The organism is Paenarthrobacter sp. NPDC089322 (assembly GCF_040684895.1).
In the GTDB taxonomy this organism is placed as follows: domain Bacteria; phylum Actinomycetota; class Actinomycetes; order Actinomycetales; family Micrococcaceae; genus Arthrobacter.
This window is the reverse complement of the sequence record NZ_JBFBGW010000001.1, coordinates 216,729-233,732: the sequence shown is the minus strand read 5'-3', so window position 1 is coordinate 233,732 and position 17,004 is coordinate 216,729. Positions and strand designations below refer to the sequence as shown.

Genomic DNA, 17,004 nt, shown 5'->3' with positions numbered 1-17,004 from the left:
GACAAATTACCCCGCTTACTCCGCATCGACCGCGAAGAAGTCCAAAGCTGTCAGCGCCAACGAGGCGGCGCCGTCGTGGATGGCCTGGTTGGCGGCGTCGCCAACACAGTGGGCAGCGAATTCCGGCTGATGATTGGCCGCAGGGAAGCAGCCCAGTCCTATATAGGGATGGATTGCGGGAACGAGCTGCGAGACGTTGCCCATGTCGGTGGAAGCCCTGTTCATCGTGGCCTGTTCCGGGGGAGCGTTGAAATCCCGGCCAAGCGACTGCGCGTGCTTAACGTACAAATCCAGCGCTCGCTGCTCCGTGCGGAACTCGGAATAGGGCTCCGATTCCGGGGTTATCGACAGCTCACAACCGGAGGCCAGGGCTCCCGCCTCGAAGCAACGCTGCACGCGCTCCTCCAGCTTCCCGAGTTGAGCCAGGGACTCGGCCCGCACGTACCAGCGGCCTTCGGTCTTCTCCGGGATCGCGTTGGGGGCTTCGCCGCCACGGGTCTGGATGCCGTGGACGCGGGTTCCCGGAGGAAGCTGTTGCCTGAGGAGCCCCAAGGCAACTTGGGCCACGATGAACGCGTCATTGGCATTCACGCCTTGCTCCGGGTAGGCGGCGGCGTGGGCCGACTTTCCCGTGTACTCCACATGGTTGTGGGCCACCGCGAAAGGGCGGGCTTCCGCGGAGTCGACCGGGCTCGGATGCGCCATCATGGCCAGGTCCAGCCCCTGGAAGGCACCCTTCTTGAGCAGCTCGATCTTTCCGCCGCCGCCTTCTTCCGCAGGTGTCCCGTATACCTCCACTGTCAGGTCACGCTCGTTCGCGAACGCGGCCAATGCCACGGCAGCACCGCAGGAGATGGCAGTGATGATGTTGTGGCCGCACGCATGCCCCAGCCCGGGAAGGGCGTCGTACTCAGCCATGAGCCCCACCCGACGGGACCCTGAACCGAAAACCGCGCGGATCGCCGTCGGGAATCCCAGATAGCTGCGTTCCACCTCGAAGCCGCGGGCCTCCAGGTAATCGCCGGTCCATCCGGCGGCGCGGTGTTCTTCCCAGCCAAGTTCAGGGTTGGCGTGAAGCGTCTCGGACAACTCAACCAGCGACGCCTGCTGCACGGAAACAGCCTTGAGTACCCGGCTTCGCTGTGCCGCCGGCTTGTGGTCTTCCGTAGGGTCCGCCAGCACCTGGTTCTCAGCGCGCATCGCCGGGTACCCCGTAACCCACGGACGCGGCCGGATCCAGCCCGCGGACCACATAGTCCTCGCGTTGCGGAAGCCAGATATCCAGTACGCGCTGAAGCTCCCCAACGGGATCGTCATGCCAGTCAACGCGCAGGTCGGTGTCCCGCCATCCGTGACCGGACACTACGGATATGCCGGCGGATTTCACGGGGCCGGCCTCGCCACCAGCGTCCTCAGCGGCGCGAAGGGCAGCCATCAACCGCTCTTCGAGTTCCCCGCTGGAAGCCTCGAACGCCTCGCAAAGGGCCTGGGCGACGCCCGGATGAGCGAGCATATTCCCGGCGGCGACACTGGTGAGGCCGTGCCCTTCCCCGAAGACTCCCAGGGTGTGCGCTCCGCTGAAGACGGCAGAGCTTCCACTGGCGTCGAGGACCACCAGTTGGCGGTAGTCCACCGCGGGTGATTCATGAACGACGGCGTCGATCGCCTCCTGCGCGGAATAGCCGGCTTGGAGTCGGTCCAGGAGCGCCGGCCCGAGCCGGGGATCGGTGATGTTTTGCGAGCTGACCGCACCGACGCCGTCGCGAAGATGTGCACAGCGGGCTGCGACGGCGGGGGAGGAGGAGGACACTGCGATGCCAAACCTGCCGTGGCCGTCCGTGGCTGCGATGCTGAAAGTCACTGCTGTCCCTCCGTGGAGAGTACTGCCGTGGCGTCGATCTCCACCAGCCACTCCGGCCGTGCCAGTGCTTGGACCACGATGCCGGTGGATACGGGGTAAACGCCCTTGAGCCAGCGGCCCATGGTGCGGTAGACCGCTTCCCGGTAACGGGGGTCGATGAGGTAGACAGTCACCTTGACGATGTCTTCGAGGCTGCTGCCGGCCTCCTTCAGCAACATGTCGATGTTGGCCATGGCCTTCTCCGTCTGGGCTTCGACGTCGCCGATGCCCACGGATTCCCGCGTCTCCAGGTCCTGCCCGATTTGGCCCCGCAGATAGACCACGCCGTTAGCGACTACGGCTTGGCAGAGATCGTTATCGAGGTTCTGCTCGGGGTACGTGTCTTTGGTGTTGAACGTGCGAATGCGCTGGTGCTTCAAGGTGCGCTGCCTTTCGGTCCTGAGTGGCTGATGGTCGTATCCCTCAGCTTCCAAGGACGCCGTGAATCTGTCCAACAGTTCTTTTAGAACGATTGCATCGTCTTTTCTGATGCAGCTGTGTATTCTCATGGCATGGACGTGACACTGACCCAACTGCGGTACTTCGTGGAGGCTGCCGCGCAGTTGTCCATGACCGGGGCCGCCCTCCGCCTTAACGTCGCGCAATCGGCGGTCTCGGCGGCCATCGCCCAACTCGAACGCCATGTGGGCACACAGTTCTTCATCAGGCAGCGCTCCAAGGGGCTGGTGCTCACTCCTGCCGGTGAGCTTTTTGTCCGCGATGCACAAGCAATCCTGGCGCAGGTTGAAGAGAGCATCGACCATGCCCGCGGGGAGCACCAGAGTGTCGCCGGGCGCATCCGGATAGCGTGCTTCAGCACCCTTGCACCCTTCCTGCTCCCGGGTGTGCTGACAAAGCTCCGGGAGGATCATCCCGCGCTTGAGATCGAGGTCATCGAGACGGATACCTCCGGCTGCATCAGTGCCTTGCTGACGGGGCAGGCCGACCTTGCGTTGTGCTACGACCTTGACCTCCCGGACGCGCTCGCCCGTTCAGTGGTGGACACAGTCCGGCCCTACGTGGCGCTTCCGCCGGACCACAAGCTCGCCCGTTCCAAAGCGGTTCCGTTGTCCGCGTTGAGCAAGGAGTCGTTCGTGCTGCTCGACCTTCCACACACGCGGGACCTCATGCTCTCCATTGCCCGCTTGGGTGGCCGCGAGGCGGACGTGAAATTCCGCTCAGCGAGCTACGAGACGGTCCGCACGTTCGTGGCTCGTGGACTGGGGTACTCCATCCTCCATCAGCGCCCCCAGCATCAGCTCACCTACGACGGCGGGATGCTGGCAACCGTGGAAATCCGCGACGACGTGCCGGAACTGAAGACAGTCCTGGCGCATCTGAAGTCCCATCGCCCCACGGCCAGGGTGCGTGCGGTAGCGCAAGCGGTCCGGCAGCAAATCGTTGCGGCGAGGAAGTGAACCACCTGCGCGAATCCCTCATCGTCCAACGGACAATTCACCGTGGAATGCGATGGTGAATTGTCCGTTGGGAGGTGTCACTCTCGCAGGGCCTCAGCGAGCCTCGCCAGCGCCCGCTCCACGAGATGCCGTTGTCTGGACCCCGTGACGGCGTCCGGGTCCAGCATCGACGTGACATGCAGGCCCATCATGACGTTCAGCAGCTCATCGGCCACCGCATCCGGATCCGCCAAAGGTGCGCATTCGCCGTCGTGCTCCGCTTGGGTGAGGAAGTCCATCATGAGTCCGCGCCAGTGCAGCAGGGCATCCCGCCCGACCGCGCGCAGCGCGTCCTCCGTCTGCGCCCGCTGCCAGAAGGACACCGCAACGCGGGCTTCGACCACGGTGAGTGGGTCGGCCGGGATGATCTCCAGGCAGAGGCTGCGCAATGCTGAGAGCCCACGGCGGCCGGACGTACCCGCAGCGATACGTTCGTTGGTGCGCTCGCAGATCAGTTCGTAGGACGCCAGCAGCAAAGCGTCCTTGTTGGGAAAATAGTGCGCCAACACGCCGGGGGCTGCGTAGCCGCATTCCCTCGCGATGTCCCGCATGCTGGCGTTCTCAATGCCTTGGTCCGCGATCAACCGCCACGTGGTCTCGATGATGGAACGGCGCCGTTCCTGGTGATCGACCAAGCGGGGCATGCTGTTCCTTCTTTCGCGGGTTCATTTGCCGGGACCGTGAGCACCCTACCATCGCGGGGACGGCGCTGCGCGTCCCCGCGATGGCAGGGCTTCGCGATACGGCCTTGCCTAGTGTCCGCAGTGGTCCGCGGACGAAGAACCCGACGGCACATTCAGTGTGGGATTCTCGTCGAAGAAACCGTGCGGCTTGAGGGTGAAGCCCGTGGTGTCCACCGGCATGATCGGCCAGTCCTCGGGCCGCGGGAAGTGGGTCAGCCCGAAGGAGTGCCACACCACCAGGTCCTGGCCGTCAATGTCGCGGTCCTGGGCAACGTAAGCCGGAAGCCCTGCGCCTCCCGGGTGTTGGTTGACGAAGTCTCCCGCCGCGTACATTTCGTTCTCGTCGTGCCGGGTGACCCAGAGGTGGTGCCTGGCGAATGCCGCGCGCGAAGCAATGGAGGAGTCGTCCGCCATGGCCAACGTGGGGTTGCCCTCCGGGTAGAGGGTGTAGCCCACGGGGTGCCCGAGCTGGTTCAGGGACTCCGGATTGCTGATGTGCCAGACTCTGCCCTTGGCTCCATCGGCATCGCGTACGGCCTCGGATTCACGGGCCAGGAGGGTGCGCTTTTGGGTGAAGGCGTTGCCATGGGGGTTTCCGGGGCCCTTGGGGAGCCGGACGAGGTCCAGTTCTTCCACACGGTTGGTGTCGCCGTCGATCATCATGTCCAACCGGGCGCTGAAAAGGTGCTGGTGGTAGGGAGCCCCCAGGCCTGGCGCAATCTCTGAAGCGTACGCATAGGAAGTATCCGGGAGTGCTGCCGTGAACACGATGCCCGTGGCCTTGGCCTCAAACTCGATGGTGCCGTCCAGGTACAGGTACCAGTAGAAGCCGTAGTCGTAGTTACCCACGGTAGTGAAGAAGGAGACCACCAGGCGGCGGTTGCGCCGGACTTCGTTGGACCCGGCCCATTCGTCGGTGTGCTTCCACAGAATTCCCGCGTCTTCCTCGTGGATGCAGATGCCGTTGTGGATGGTGCGGGGGTTGCCGAAGTCGTCGGCCACCACGGGGGACAGGTAGGTGATGTCGCCCAGGCAGTCGCAGCCGAATTTGAGCGAGTTCGCGTCCCTGCCCACGAGGTACTCGCCGGAATCGAAGTAGTTCTGCCAGCTCCGGTACGGCGACGGATCCCCGTAGGGGACCACCATCTCGGAGATGGATGCGCGGTGGACGATCGGGCGACGGCGGCCTTGGTGTGTGTGGTGGAGCTGGTGCAGGACCAGTCCTTCACGTGCATCGAAGCCAACGCGCAGGTCCCAGCCTGCCCAGGTCAAGTGGTTTCCCTTGAGGGTGAAGCTTGGCCCCTCGGGTTGCGTGATCTCGATCGGCTTGAGATCCGTGCGGAGCTCACCGTGGATTGCCGGGTCGGTGTAGTTTCCGTTGACGCTCGGAACGGCCACGGGGCCGTCGTCGATCAAGTGGTCCACCCGCTTGTTTTCGACGTCAACAAAAGCCACAAGGCCGTCGATCGGGTGCGCCCATGGGTGGTCGGCGGGGTGGTCCTGGCGGAAACCGAGGCCGCGGAGCAGGCGCTTGCCTTCTTCGTTCTCGTACTCGAACACGCCTGCGGACAGCGGTGCGACGCGCACCTGGGCCGGCGTAAGTCCCCGGCTTTCCAGCGCGGCTTGCCACTGCGGGTCTCCGGCCAGGATGTCCTCGATGATCCCGAACTCTTCCAGGAGTACGGGCAGTTGGCCGTCGACGGCGGGATCCAGCTCGCGCTGTTCCGTTACCTGCCCTGTGGTCAAGGACAAGCGGACATCGAGTGACCGGGACAGGGCTGCATCCCAGAGCATTGCCCGGACCTCGCGGGCGACGGGCAGGGCATCGTGGCGGTTGTCCGCTTCGGCTTCCTGAAGGGCCGTCTTTGACGGTTCCACCAGGCCCAGGTAGGCGAAGCGTGTGGTCTCAGTGACGAGACCGGCATCAGCCAGAATCCTGCGCGCCTGCTCGATTTCCCCTGCTTTTAGCTGTTCCAGCGGGTGGGCCTTGGCGTGATCCTGCTGCCCGGATGGGTGCGCTGCCTGGTGGTGTGATCCCCTGCAAGGTGCGTCCTGCGGCTTTGTTCCGGGGGACTCCGGGGCGGGGGCTGTGGGGGTGGTTTGAAGGGTCATAGCTCTTCCTGAAGTCGATTTTTGATGGTACAACTGTTCAACCAACGCTTTGATGTTACTCACCTCACAAGCTCGACGTAAAGCCCCAAGGAGAATCATGAACCAGCCCACCCGCCACAGCCCGGGGAATCCTTGGCGTCTCCGGGCTGTGGCAGACGCTGGCCCAGCGATCCCCGCGGTCATGGTCGGAGCGGCCGCTGCCGGAAGCACTGCGGCGCACCTTGCTGCGGCCATGACAGGGCCAGGGGCGATGGCGTGGTTGATGGCCGTCATGGGTGCCGCCTGCCTGGCGTGCGCCGTCCCCATGGCTGCAGGGCGCTGGTGCGCCGGGCGGGCAGCGGGACACTTGTTGGCAATGAGCGCAGCCATGATCCTGGTCCATCTCACCCTGCTGCTCGGTCCCGCCGCTGGTAACCACACCCTCGAAAGCCACCATGACTTCGTCGGTGCCGGCGCCGCCGGCAGTCCGGGCGCAAGCACCGCTGCGTCCACGGGTCACGACTCCGCCATGCTCGCCCTCATTGCCGTAGAACTCCTCTGCCTCATGGCCGCGTCAGCGGCGCTTCGCCTCAGCCGCGGCAAGCCGCCCGGAACCCTAGCCGCGGCTGCCCGTGCCGCCGTCGTGCGCTGAGCGTCGCCACATATCAGCGAGCCCTAAAGCCAAGTGCGCTGAACTCCACACCTGAAACTCCACACGAACCAAACCGCAACCCCAGGAGCCACTATGAACACCACTTCCACGTCTCTTTCCGTCGACTGGCAGGGCCGGGCCGATGCCCTGTTGATTGACGGACGGGCCTTCATCGAGGGGCGTCGAACGTCCGCGCATGAACAACTCACGCGTCCGACCGTCAGCCCCATCGATGGCCGCGTGCTGACTGCGCTGTCAGCGTGCGGGCCGTCCGACGTCGATACCGCCGTTGCCGCTGCGCGGAGCGCCTTCCCGGCCTGGTCCCGTCTCGGTGCCGAAAAGCGGAAGGGCGTGCTCCTGGCGTTGGCTGCCCTCATGGAACGGCATGCCGATGAATTGGCGCTGCTGGAAACCCTGGACAGCGGCAAGCCAATCCTGCAAACCACCACCGTGGACGTACCCGGAGCCATTTCCACGCTGCGCTGGTATGCGGAAGCGGCCGACAAACAAAGCGGCGAACTGCCTGCTGTCCCGCCCGGTGCAACAGCGCTGGTCACCCGCGAACCCCTGGGCGTCGTTGCCGCAATCGTGCCGTGGAACTTCCCCCTGGAGATCGCCGTCTGGAAACTGGCACCTGCGCTCGCCGCCGGTAACACGTTGGTACTCAAGCCCGCCGAACAGACCTCATTGAGCATTTTGAGGCTTGCCGAGTTGGCAGTTGAAGCGGGGCTTCCTGATGGCGTGCTCAACATCGTTACTGGAACCGGGCGGGAGGTGGGCGCCGCCTTGGCGCGACACATGGACGTGGATGCGTTGGCATTCACCGGCTCCACGGCCGTTTCCCGGACCCTGCTGGAAGCCTCGGGGCGCAGCAACCTCAAGCGCCTCAGCCTTGAGGCCGGCGGCAAGAGTTCCAACATTGTTTTTGCGGACACTGCGGACCTGCCCACGGCGGCGGCCAAGGCCGCCTTCGGGGCTTTCTATAACCAGGGCCAGGTGTGTTCGGCCAACTCGCGGATCCTCGTCCAGCGCGCGGTTCATGACGAGTTCGCCGGGTTGCTGGCTGAAGCTGCCGCGGACTACCGGCCTGCCGATCCTCTGGCGGGTTTGGGCGGCAATGGTGCGTTGATCAGCCGGGCGCACACTGACGACGTCGAACGCTGGATCGTGCGTGGACGCGCCGAAGGGGAGGTACTTTTCGGTGGTGACCGGCGGGAAATCCGGGGCTCCGATGCCTATCTGGAGCCAACGCTGCTCGGCGGCCTCGGGGCCGGTCACGACGTCCACCGGGAGGAGATCTTCGGGCCCGTCGCGGTCCTGCAGGCTTTCGACACAGAGGACGAAGCGGTGTTCCTTGCCAACAATACGGACTACGGCCTGGCAGCGTCCGTGTGGACCTCGGACCTGTCGCGGGCACACCGGGTAGCGGGCGACTTGCTGGCCGGAACAGTATCCGTGAACACCGTGGATGCCTTGGGGAACACCACGCCCTTCGGGGGTTTCAAGCAGTCCGGGTTCGGCCGCGATTTGTCATTGCACGCTTTCGACAACTACACGGCGCCGAAGACCACGTGGATCCAGTTCGGCTGAGCCGGTGCATCAAAAAATCCGTTGAAGCACATCAGGATTCCCTACTTTACGTGATGCAGTTCACAAGCCTACGCTGAGCCTGACAGCAGACCGGGTCCACGACCCGATGGAATGTGGGGAATTCCACCAGCCTGCCGGCATCTTCAACCGTCATAAGGACACCTCAATGAAACCGATGCTCCGCTCCCGCATCTTCGAAATCGAACAAGAGTCCATCGCTCCGATCCCCGCCGAGGCGCGGCATGGGCGGTCCCGGGAACTCTTCACCATCTGGTTCGGCATGAACATGACTCCCCTCACGGTGGTCACCGGCGCCACTGCCACCACGCTCCTGGGCCTTCCCATGGTCAGCTCAATCATCGCGATCCTCATCGGACACGCCGTCGGCGGCATTGGGATGGCTTTGCATGCAGCCCAGGGTCCGCAGCTCGGCGTCCCCCAGATGCTCCAGGCCCGTGGGCAATTCGGCTCCCGGGGTGCCAGTCTGATTGTCCTCGTGGCGATCCTGATGTTCGTGGGGTACTTCTCCTCCAACCTGATTGTTTCGTCCGATTCCATTACTGCGCTGTTGCCGGACGCAAGCGGAACGGCCATGATCATCGGCTGCGCAGTCCTCAGCTTTGTTATCGCGGCCTTCGGCTACAACCTGGTCCGCAAGGTGACAGCCATTGGCGCGTACGTGGTGGGGGCGCTGGTTCTGGTGTCCTTCGTCGCGCTCCTTGCCACGGGTGACTTTTGGGCACAGTTGAACCATGGGGAGTTCACTTGGACCGGCTTCCTGGCGATGGTGGCCATCGGCATTGTTTGGCAGTTGACCTACGCGCCTTACGTTTCGGACTACTCCCGCTACATGCCCGCAAAGTCGGGGACAAAGGGAGCGTTTTGGGGAACGTACCTGGGCTGCGTGCTTTCCAGTGCACTGCTGATGGTGCTTGGCGCAGGAGTCGGAACTGCCGTGGCCGGAGTGGACACTATGACCGGCCTCCACGGGATCCTCGGGCCCGGGCTTGGTGCCGCCGTCCTCGTGGGGTTCGCGTTGGTGGCAGCTGCCGGAAATTCCGTGAACGCCTACTGCAGCGCCCTCTGCGCACTGACCCTGGTGGAAACGTTCTTCAGCGGCTGGCGGCCCGCAGTCAAGGCGCGTTTGGTGACGTCAGTGGTGCTGCACGTGCTGGGCGTGACCCTGGCCTTGGCCGCAGCTACCAGCTTCGCGTCCTCCTACTTCAGCTTCCTGAGCGTGCTCCTCTACGTGTTGATCCCGTGGTCCGCCGTGAATTTGGTGGATTACTACGTGATCCGGCACGGTTCCTACGCCGTGGACGAGTTCTACGCGGCGGACGGCGGGCGCTATGGTCGCTGGAACGCCGGTTCCTTGATCGTCTTCGCCATCGGCGTCCTTGCCCAGATCCCCTTCATGGCCACCCCCTTCTATACGGGTGCAGCGGCTGAGGCCATGGGCGGGATCGACATCGCCTGGCTTGTGGGTCTCGGGGTCAGCTCGCTCATCTACATCGTGATCGCCAAAGCCGCTCCGGCGCTTGTGCGGCTCAACACCGGATCCGCCGAACCCCATTTCCTTGGAAAGTGATGACATGACCCACGCAGACTGGATTTTTCACGGCGGGCCCGTCCACACGATGGATCCCGCCCAGCCCCTCAGCGATGCGGTGGCCGTAGCCGGAGGCAGGATAGTGGCTGTCGGAGCCGATGCTGCACAGTGGAGGGGCCCGGCCACCGAGCATGTAGACCTCGATGGTAAAGCCTTGCTTCCAGGTTTTCAGGATGCCCACGTCCACCCCGTCGCCGGTAGGTTGCAGATGCTCGGCTGTGACCTCTCAGGCGTCCATTCGCTGGACGAGTACCGCTCGGTGATTGGCGACTTTGCCAGGGCCAACCCGGCTGCGGACTGGATAGCAGGCGCGGGTTGGTACGGTGACGTTTTCGACGGCGGATTCCCGCACCGCTCGCTGCTGGATGAACTGGTTCCGGACCGCCCGGTCTTCCTGATCAGCCATGACGGGCACGGTGCTTGGGTAAATTCCCGGGCGCTGGACCTCGCCGGAATCACGGATAACACTCCCAACCCGGACGGTGGCATCATTACCCGGGATGGTGCGGGGAAAGCCACCGGAATGCTCATAGAGCACGCTGCAGACCTGGTCTCCTCGCTGATTCCTGAACCTGACGAACGGCACATCCGCCGAGCCCTTCTGACCGCCCAGACCTACCTGCATTCCCTCGGCGTGACCGCGTGGCAGGACGCAGCTGTGGGCCAGGCCCTTGGAATGCCTGATTCCTTCGAGCACTACCTCGCCCTGGAATCAGAGGGGTTGCTGACGGCCGCAGTGACCGGCGCCCTCTGGTGGCAGAGGGACCGTGGCCTTGAACAGATCGAGCTGTTCAAGGCCCGCAGGGAGCGGGCGCAGGGTCGCTTCCGGGCCACGGCGGTCAAGGTCATGGTGGACGGTGTCTGCGAAAACCTCACGGCCGCGCTGACAAGGCCGTACCAGGGGCATCCCCATGAGCTGGGAATGTCGCTGATCTCCCCGGAGGAGCTCGCCCGGATCACTCGAGCGGTGGATGCCGAGGGTTTCGACCTTCACCTGCATGCCGTGGGTGACCAAGCCGTGCGCGACTGCATCGCCGCGCTGCAGTTGCCGGAACGCGAGGGATGGGACCCGCGCCATCAGATCGCGCACCTGGACCTCGTGGACCCGGCCGACGTCTCCCGGTTTGCCGACACCGGAGCAATCGCCAACATCCAACCCCTCTGGGCGCGCCTGGATCCGGTGCTGGTGGAGACCAAGCTGCCGTACCTGGACGAAGCCCACCAGCAAGTGCACTTTGCCTTCGAAACTTTGCGCCGCGCCGGCGTCGAACTTGCCATCGGCAGTGACTGGCCCGTCTCCAGCCCGGACCCGATGTGGGGCATTCACACCGCTGTGAACCGCACCGCGCCATCGGGCGACCCCCACGCCCGCGACCGCCGCTCACAATCCGAGCCGCTGCTGCCCGCGGAGGCGATCACCCTAGGTGCTGCCCTCGCCGCCCAGACCACCGGGGCCGCGCGCGCCAACCGGCTCGACGGCGGACGTGGTGCCATCCGCGTGGGCATGGCGGCCGACCTGGTGGTGCTCAACGCGGACCCGTTTGCCGTCGAAGCCACAGCCCTGGGGGACATCAGCGTCGAGTCCACCTTCGCCGACGGCAAGCCTGTCTACAGCCGCGCCCACAACGTCGCACTTCCCACCGTTCTTGCTCAATAGCAGACTTAAGCCGTAGCAAAGGATCGATCATGGATCAGCCAGTAGCCCCAACGCGCCCATCCCAAGCCCAATCAGCCCAAACTCAATTAGCGCAGGAGCAAAGCAAGCATCTGCAGAAATCCCTCGGCCGCTTCGACATCCTGTTGTTGGTGGTTGCCGCCGTCATCTCGGTGGAGGTCCTGGGGCAGGTTTCGGGCTTCGGCGGGGAGACCTTTACCTGGACCCTCATCCTCGCCGTTACTTTCATGGTGCCTTACGGGCTCATTTTCGCAGAGACCGGCGGCGCCTTCACCGAAGAGGGCGGCGTCTACGTCTGGACGAAGATGGCGTTTGGCCGCGTGGTTGCTGCCATCACGTCCCTCTTCACCTGGGTGACACAGCCCGTCTGGGTTGGCGGTGCCATGGCATTCGTGGCCGTGGAAACCTGGTCCGAATACGTGGGCCATGTGGAAGCCGGCAGCGTGGGCGACTACATTTTCAAGCTGCTGTTCATTTGGATCACCGTGACCTCAGCCATTGTCAGCCTGAAGCACGGAAAATGGTTGCCCTCGCTTGGGGCCATCCTCAAAGTGGTGTTCCTGACCTTCTTTATCATCGTCACACTGGTCTACGGATTGCAGCACGGCTTCAACGGATTGGACCTCGGCTTCTTCTCGCCCACTCTGGCAGGCTTCCTCGGAGTTACTCCGCTGCTGCTCTTCTCGTTCCTCGGCTTCGAATCCGGAAACAGTGCGGCGGGCGAGATGAAGAACCCGGCGAAGGACGTTCCCATTTCCGTGGCCCGTTCCTCGATGATTGCGGCCGCAAGCTACCTCCTCCCGGTTTTGGCGATCCTGTTGGTGGTCCCGCTCGACCAGATCACCGGCATTGGCGGGTTGTTCGGCGCCGTCGCCACCGTGTACACGGTGTTCGGACCCGCGGCCGAGGCCATGCTGGCCGTGTCAGCCATTGTGTTCTGCTTTGTCTTGGTTTCCCAAGGCGCTGCGTGGATGATCATCAGCGACCGCATGCAGGCCATGGCGGCAGCCGACGGTTCCTTCTTCGGCGGCTTCTTTGGACGCTTCCATCCGAAGCTGGGCACGCCGATCCGCGTCAACACGCTCTCCGGCATTGTGGCCACGCTCTTCATGCTCGCGGCAATGCAGCTCAGCGGCACCAGCAGTGCACTGTTCGGCGTGGTCCTCTCCATCGCCATCTCCACGTTCCTGCTGAGCTACCTCTTCGCCATCCCGGCTGCGGTCAGGCTACGGAGCAAGTACCCGAGTGTTGAGCGGCCGTTCAAGGTCCCGGTTTCCGATGCCGGCTTCCGCATCCTCGGCGTCATTTGCTTCGTGTGGATCCTCATCGGCTCATGGGTAGCCATCTTCCCGGGCACCCTGGATGTGTTGTTCGGCCTTGAGTACGACTTCGAAGCAACCTGGGGCGTCTCCCAGTTCACATTCGAAGCCTTCGCGCTGGGTACGCTCGGCTGCATTCTTGCCCTGGGCCTTGTTGGCTATGCGCGCGGCAAGAAGGTCCGCGACGTCGTGGCGCCCGTGAACGCGACGGCTGAACTGATCAACGACTAACGCTACGGAAAGCACGACGGCGGCAGGTCGCCCGGGTTCCGATGGAGCCTTGGGCGACCTGCGCTTTCTTTGTTGACAACCGCCGGAGGTAGGCGTTTCCTGACTCTTGAAAGCTGCTGTTCGGAACTGCAGCCACTCCGGGTTACTTCAGCCGGAGCCTTTGAAGGAACGCGCCATGAAGAAGACCATCGCAAAGATTCAAACCACTGCTGTCGGGGTGGCCCTCCTGTTGGCCTTGAGCGCCTGTAGCGGACCTGCGACCGGCGGTCAGGCCACAGACATCCCGAAGACACAAAACACCGCTGACATCTCAGAGGGCGTCCAGCCCGACCAGGCTGCGGTGGACCTGTTGCCGCAGTCCTACAAGGACAAAGGTGAACTGATTGTTGCCATGGACCTGCACAGTCCGCCCACAACGTTCCTTGCCGAGGACAACGTCACTCCGATCGGCGTTAACCCGGACATCGCCCGCCTTGTTGCGAGGAAGTTGGGGCTGAAACTCAAATTCGAAAACACCGCATTTGACACGATCATCCCTGGCATTGACGGTGGCCGCTATGACTTCACCGCCACCACCATGGCCGCCACTCCCGAGAGGCTCAAGGTCCTCGATATGATCGATTACCTCAAGGGCGGCTCGTCCGTGGCCGTTGCCGCGGGCAATCCGCTCAAGCTGAGCAACGACACGCTGTGCGGTAGGAATATTGCCGTAACCCAGGGTTCCACCCAGCAGTTGAGACACCTGCCGAACGTGTCCGAGTGGACGTGCACATCCCAAGGCAAACCCGCCATCAACGGTGTGACCCTTCCAAATGTGCAGGACGCTCTCACGCAGTTGGCGTCGAAAAGGGTCGACGGTGTCTTTTATGACGCCGGTGCATTGGCTTGGGCGCAGATCCAGCAGCCCAACGCCTTCACTGTTTTGGAACCACGGGTAGACACCCGCACGAACACCACTGTCGCCATCGGCCTGAAGAAGGGCTCTGCCTTGACGCCGGCTTTGCAGAAGGCCATTCAGTCGGTCCTTGACGGCCCTGAGTACAAGAAGTCGCTCGAATACTGGGGGTTGGGGGAATCAGCCATTACCGAGGCGAAGATCCGCGAGTAGCAGGGAGTGAACATGTCAGGCAGCAATCCCGACCCCTACGAGGACAAGATCACGGGCCTGGAGCCCGGCGGGGGAGTGCCTCCGGGGGAAACTCCTCCGGGCGAAGCTTCCACCGCCGGGCCGCAGGGGCACGACGAAGGCGGCCCGAGGAAAGGCACCCAGGTTCTCTGGATGGCGATCATCGCAGTCTTCGTCCTGCTGTCCTTGCTGTTCTTCGTTGGCTACATCGTGGGCTTCTTTGACTAGGACCACGACGGGCGAGCGACGTAGTTACAACACGTCAATGAACACCGGGTTCGCGTAGAACCACGTGTCGGCCCATGGATCGGCGTCGCCCAGGTTGTTGCCGTGGCGGATCGGGCCTGCCGGGTCCACGGACGCACCGTAGTAGCCTGCCCCGTGACGGTTGCCGTCGCTGCCGCGGAGCCGGAAGTAGCAGGATTCCTGGACGTCCTTGATGACGTGTTTTACCGTGAACGTTCCGGTCCGGCCCGACACGTCAATCTGCTCCCACACCTTCGTTTCGGGCGCGCGCAGGGCATCGCGATCAGCAGCCGCTCCGGTGACCGGGCCGCCGATGACGTCCACGTGTGCCAGCTTGGGGAGGATGCCCGCGAAGTTGCGGTAGCCCGTCGTCGTAATGCTGATGGAAATTTCGACGTCGGCGCCTCGCCTGACGCTGAGTCGCGAACCCAAGGTGACGCCGTTACGGCCGTTGCCGTCGCCGCGCTGCTCGCGGACACGCACCTCCAAGCCCTGTAGCAGGTGTCCGTGGTCAACCCACATACGGCCGTTTCGCATAGCTTCGAGCACGCCGGTGTATGAGTGTTCCGTGACGCCCGTGTGCAGGCGGCTGAACTGCCCCGGCCAGTAGTCGCTGCCGCCTTGGAGTTCGCCGGTGTTGAACGGGTCGGGGCGCTTGCCGGTGACGGACCAGCGGTCGAACTCGTTGGGCAGGCTGAGGTAGGGCTCCTCAGCAGGGTAAGGGCCGGTCTTCCACGTGTCTTTGACCGTCAGGTGGTTGTCGGAGTTGGACGTGATCCAGAACGGCAATCCCTCAGCCAGCATGGAATCCCATACCCCGCCCACCGTGGCCGTGGCCCAGTCGAAGCCGCCGTAGGGGCGGAACGCGTCGGCAGGGTAGCCGGGGAAGCTGTACTGGGTGGGGTTGTTGGTGTATTCGCCGCGCTGATCGCCGGCCCGCGCAAAGGTGCTGACGCCCGAGCCCTGTGCCCCCGGCGCGCCTTCCATGCCGATCATGATCTCGCGGGCGGCATCGCGCCAGGCCCGGAGTTCATGGGGTGAATCAATGCCAAGGCGCATCGGATGGTTGGCGAGGGCCACGACGTCGTCGATGTAGCCGGTGTTCCGCTGCTGGGCGAGCCAGGCAATGGCTTCCACTGCCTTGCGCTCGAAGGTCTCAACCTGGGCTGTTCCGGGCGTCGGCTTTTCCCACTGGTTCAGCTTCCCATCCCACACGAGTTCAAAGGTCCGCAGGAGGTTCACTTCATTGGGCCCGGGGGCCACGAGCACGGTTGCGTGTTCTGCGCCCGGGATGTACCACTCAAGCCCTTGGAAAATCAGGAGATCCGGGCGCGCGGCGCGCTGCGCCTGGATCTCCTTGTTCGAGTTCACGGCACCGCCGTTGTTGGCGTGGCCGAAGTTGCTGTGTTCCGTCAGCGCGAGCCAATCCACCCCGTAGGAACGGGCCGCGTCCAGTTGCTGCTTGATCAGGTACTTCGCATCATGGCTGTACTGGGTGTGAACGTGGTGGTCCCCAACGAGCCATGAGAGTTGCGGGTCGTTGCCACCCGGGTTGGCCACTGCGGGCCGCGCCATTGCTGCTGAAGTTGCTGTGCCTGCGGCGAGGATGCCGGCTGACTGCAGGATGCGTCGCCGACTCAAACCCATGGTCTTCAGCTCAGCGTCAGCCAGCTTCACGCTTTGGCTGTGGGTGCTCGTGGTGTCTTCTCCGGTGCACATGGCGCCTCCCTTTATAGATATCGATCCCCCAGCCGGACCACCGTAGGGAAGCGGAATGGCAGGGAGGTTAACCGTGCGGGAACGATTGGGTGAGGCGGCACGTCGCCCGGGGTTCCGGCCTGGAACCATCGAGCAGAATCGGAGAAGCCCTGCGCAGCGGCGGCGTCCTATCGTTGGAGCATCCGCAAAATATCCAGCAGCGAGAGGGGCCTGCCATGGCTGAAACTGAAACCACCGCTAAGACCAAGTCCTACGACGGATTCACGGATGATGAACGCGCTGCGATGAAGGAACGGGCCCAGGAGCTGAAGAAAACCAGCCGCAAGAAGACCTCCAAGGCGGACGGCGAGGCCGACGTTCTCGCCAAAATCGCCGAAATGCCCGACGCTGACCGCGCCATGGCCGAGCGCATCCACGCAATCGTGAAGGAATACGCGCCGGAACTCGCTCCGAAAACCTGGTACGGCATGCCCGCCTACGCCCGGAACGGCAAGAACATCCTCTTCTTCCAGAGTTCGCACAAGTTCAAGGCCCGGTACGCCACGCTCGGTTTCGAAGAGAACGCGAACCTCGACGACGGCACCATGTGGCCTACGTCCTTCGCCCTCACGGAACTCACGCCCGAGGCCGAGGCGCGGATTATCCACCTCCTGAAGAAGGCAATCGCCTGACTTCCTGGAACGTTCGACGGCGGTGCGTTGCCTAC

Annotated in this window: 15 protein-coding genes; 9 read left to right on the top strand and 6 right to left on the bottom strand. The window is 63.8% G+C overall.

All coding sequences use genetic code 11. The features are described 5' to 3' along the window. Positions 1 to 15: 15 nt before the first annotated feature. From AB0N65_RS01095 to AB0N65_RS01085, 3 genes are read right to left on the bottom strand one after another with little or no spacing between them, the layout of a single operon-like run. Positions 16 to 1,200 (bottom strand): M20 family metallopeptidase, encoded by a 1,185-nt coding sequence (locus tag AB0N65_RS01095; protein WP_364156490.1) that lies wholly within the window; start codon positions 1,198 to 1,200, stop codon positions 16 to 18. Next, positions 1,190 to 1,861: a DUF1028 domain-containing protein gene (locus tag AB0N65_RS01090; RefSeq protein WP_364156488.1), complete on the bottom strand. Its 672-nt coding sequence runs from the start codon at positions 1,859 to 1,861 to the stop codon at positions 1,190 to 1,192. The genes AB0N65_RS01095 and AB0N65_RS01090 overlap by 11 nt, the downstream gene beginning before the upstream one ends. After that, the gene (locus tag AB0N65_RS01085; protein WP_364156995.1) at positions 1,858 to 2,280 is read right to left on the bottom strand and encodes a RidA family protein; all 423 of its coding nucleotides are present in this window, start codon (positions 2,278 to 2,280) and stop codon (positions 1,858 to 1,860) included. The genes AB0N65_RS01090 and AB0N65_RS01085 overlap by 4 nt, the downstream gene beginning before the upstream one ends. A gap of 132 nt (positions 2,281 to 2,412) precedes the next feature. Between AB0N65_RS01085 and AB0N65_RS01080 the strand changes: the two genes are divergently transcribed. Further along, the gene (locus AB0N65_RS01080; protein ID WP_364156485.1) at positions 2,413 to 3,318 is read left to right on the top strand and encodes a LysR substrate-binding domain-containing protein; all 906 of its coding nucleotides are present in this window, start codon (positions 2,413 to 2,415) and stop codon (positions 3,316 to 3,318) included. A 77-nt stretch (positions 3,319 to 3,395) separates the two neighbouring features. On the opposite strand, the gene AB0N65_RS01075 is transcribed toward AB0N65_RS01080, so the two are convergent. Together AB0N65_RS01075 and AB0N65_RS01070 are read right to left on the bottom strand one after the other, a co-directional pair. Further along, positions 3,396 to 4,001: a TetR/AcrR family transcriptional regulator gene (locus AB0N65_RS01075; protein WP_364156482.1), complete on the bottom strand. Its 606-nt coding sequence runs from the start codon at positions 3,999 to 4,001 to the stop codon at positions 3,396 to 3,398. Positions 4,002 to 4,109: 108 nt separating this feature from the next. Further along, positions 4,110 to 6,152 (bottom strand): primary-amine oxidase, encoded by a 2,043-nt coding sequence (locus AB0N65_RS01070; protein ID WP_364156479.1) that lies wholly within the window; start codon positions 6,150 to 6,152, stop codon positions 4,110 to 4,112. Between the two features lie 97 nt (positions 6,153 to 6,249). On the opposite strand from AB0N65_RS01070, the gene AB0N65_RS01065 reads away from it, so the two are divergent. The 7 genes from AB0N65_RS01065 (at position 6,250) to AB0N65_RS01035 (ending at position 14,561) form a co-directional block, all read left to right on the top strand. After that, positions 6,250 to 6,783, top strand: a complete 534-nt coding sequence (locus AB0N65_RS01065; protein WP_364156476.1) for a hypothetical protein — start codon at positions 6,250 to 6,252, stop codon at positions 6,781 to 6,783. 93 nt (positions 6,784 to 6,876) lie between these two features. Beyond that, on the top strand, positions 6,877 to 8,373 hold the full coding sequence (locus AB0N65_RS01060; protein ID WP_364156473.1) for an aldehyde dehydrogenase: 1,497 nt from the start codon (positions 6,877 to 6,879) through the stop codon (positions 8,371 to 8,373). 166 nt (positions 8,374 to 8,539) lie between these two features. Further along, positions 8,540 to 9,961: a cytosine permease gene (locus tag AB0N65_RS01055; RefSeq protein ID WP_364156470.1), complete on the top strand. Its 1,422-nt coding sequence runs from the start codon at positions 8,540 to 8,542 to the stop codon at positions 9,959 to 9,961. A 4-nt stretch (positions 9,962 to 9,965) separates the two neighbouring features. Next, positions 9,966 to 11,639 carry an amidohydrolase gene (locus AB0N65_RS01050; RefSeq protein ID WP_364156467.1) on the top strand — a complete coding sequence of 558 codons (1,674 nt, stop codon included), beginning with the start codon at positions 9,966 to 9,968 and terminating at the stop codon, positions 11,637 to 11,639. A gap of 29 nt (positions 11,640 to 11,668) precedes the next feature. Then, a complete protein-coding gene (locus AB0N65_RS01045) occupies positions 11,669 to 13,207 on the top strand; it encodes an APC family permease (RefSeq protein ID WP_364156464.1) in 1,539 nt (512 codons plus the stop codon). 175 nt (positions 13,208 to 13,382) lie between these two features. Next, a complete protein-coding gene (locus AB0N65_RS01040; protein ID WP_364156461.1) occupies positions 13,383 to 14,315 on the top strand; it encodes an ABC transporter substrate-binding protein in 933 nt (310 codons plus the stop codon). Between the two features lie 12 nt (positions 14,316 to 14,327). Further along, entirely contained in the window at positions 14,328 to 14,561 is a 234-nt protein-coding gene (locus AB0N65_RS01035; protein WP_364156459.1) for a DUF6480 family protein, read from the top strand. A 24-nt stretch (positions 14,562 to 14,585) separates the two neighbouring features. Here the strand turns inward: AB0N65_RS01035 and AB0N65_RS01030 are convergent, their stop codons facing one another. After that, the gene (locus AB0N65_RS01030) at positions 14,586 to 16,298 is read right to left on the bottom strand and encodes a PHP domain-containing protein (protein ID WP_364156457.1); all 1,713 of its coding nucleotides are present in this window, start codon (positions 16,296 to 16,298) and stop codon (positions 14,586 to 14,588) included. Positions 16,299 to 16,513: 215 nt separating this feature from the next. Here AB0N65_RS01030 and AB0N65_RS01025 point away from each other — a divergent pair, with 215 nt between their 5' ends. Continuing rightward, positions 16,514 to 16,969: a DUF1801 domain-containing protein gene (locus AB0N65_RS01025; RefSeq protein WP_364156454.1), complete on the top strand. Its 456-nt coding sequence runs from the start codon at positions 16,514 to 16,516 to the stop codon at positions 16,967 to 16,969. Positions 16,970 to 17,004: the final 35 nt, after the last annotated feature.

What these genes read in the sequence shown, in the direction of transcription:
- AB0N65_RS01095 (WP_364156490.1), bottom strand. Translation starts at nt 1,200, where the DNA reads ATGCGCGCTGAGAACCAGGTGCTGGCGGACCCTACGGAAGACCACAAG.
- AB0N65_RS01080 (WP_364156485.1), top strand. Translation starts at nt 2,413, where the DNA reads ATGGACGTGACACTGACCCAACTGCGGTACTTCGTGGAGGCTGCCGCG.
- AB0N65_RS01075 (WP_364156482.1), bottom strand. Translation starts at nt 4,001, where the DNA reads ATGCCCCGCTTGGTCGATCACCAGGAACGGCGCCGTTCCATCATCGAG.
- AB0N65_RS01070 (WP_364156479.1), bottom strand. Translation starts at nt 6,152, where the DNA reads ATGACCCTTCAAACCACCCCCACAGCCCCCGCCCCGGAGTCCCCCGGA.
- AB0N65_RS01065 (WP_364156476.1), top strand. Translation starts at nt 6,250, where the DNA reads ATGAACCAGCCCACCCGCCACAGCCCGGGGAATCCTTGGCGTCTCCGG.
- AB0N65_RS01060 (WP_364156473.1), top strand. Translation starts at nt 6,877, where the DNA reads ATGAACACCACTTCCACGTCTCTTTCCGTCGACTGGCAGGGCCGGGCC.
- AB0N65_RS01055 (WP_364156470.1), top strand. Translation starts at nt 8,540, where the DNA reads ATGAAACCGATGCTCCGCTCCCGCATCTTCGAAATCGAACAAGAGTCC.
- AB0N65_RS01050 (WP_364156467.1), top strand. Translation starts at nt 9,966, where the DNA reads ATGACCCACGCAGACTGGATTTTTCACGGCGGGCCCGTCCACACGATG.
- AB0N65_RS01045 (WP_364156464.1), top strand. Translation starts at nt 11,669, where the DNA reads ATGGATCAGCCAGTAGCCCCAACGCGCCCATCCCAAGCCCAATCAGCC.
- AB0N65_RS01040 (WP_364156461.1), top strand. Translation starts at nt 13,383, where the DNA reads ATGAAGAAGACCATCGCAAAGATTCAAACCACTGCTGTCGGGGTGGCC.
- AB0N65_RS01035 (WP_364156459.1), top strand. Translation starts at nt 14,328, where the DNA reads ATGTCAGGCAGCAATCCCGACCCCTACGAGGACAAGATCACGGGCCTG.
- AB0N65_RS01030 (WP_364156457.1), bottom strand. Translation starts at nt 16,298, where the DNA reads ATGTGCACCGGAGAAGACACCACGAGCACCCACAGCCAAAGCGTGAAG.
- AB0N65_RS01025 (WP_364156454.1), top strand. Translation starts at nt 16,514, where the DNA reads ATGGCTGAAACTGAAACCACCGCTAAGACCAAGTCCTACGACGGATTC.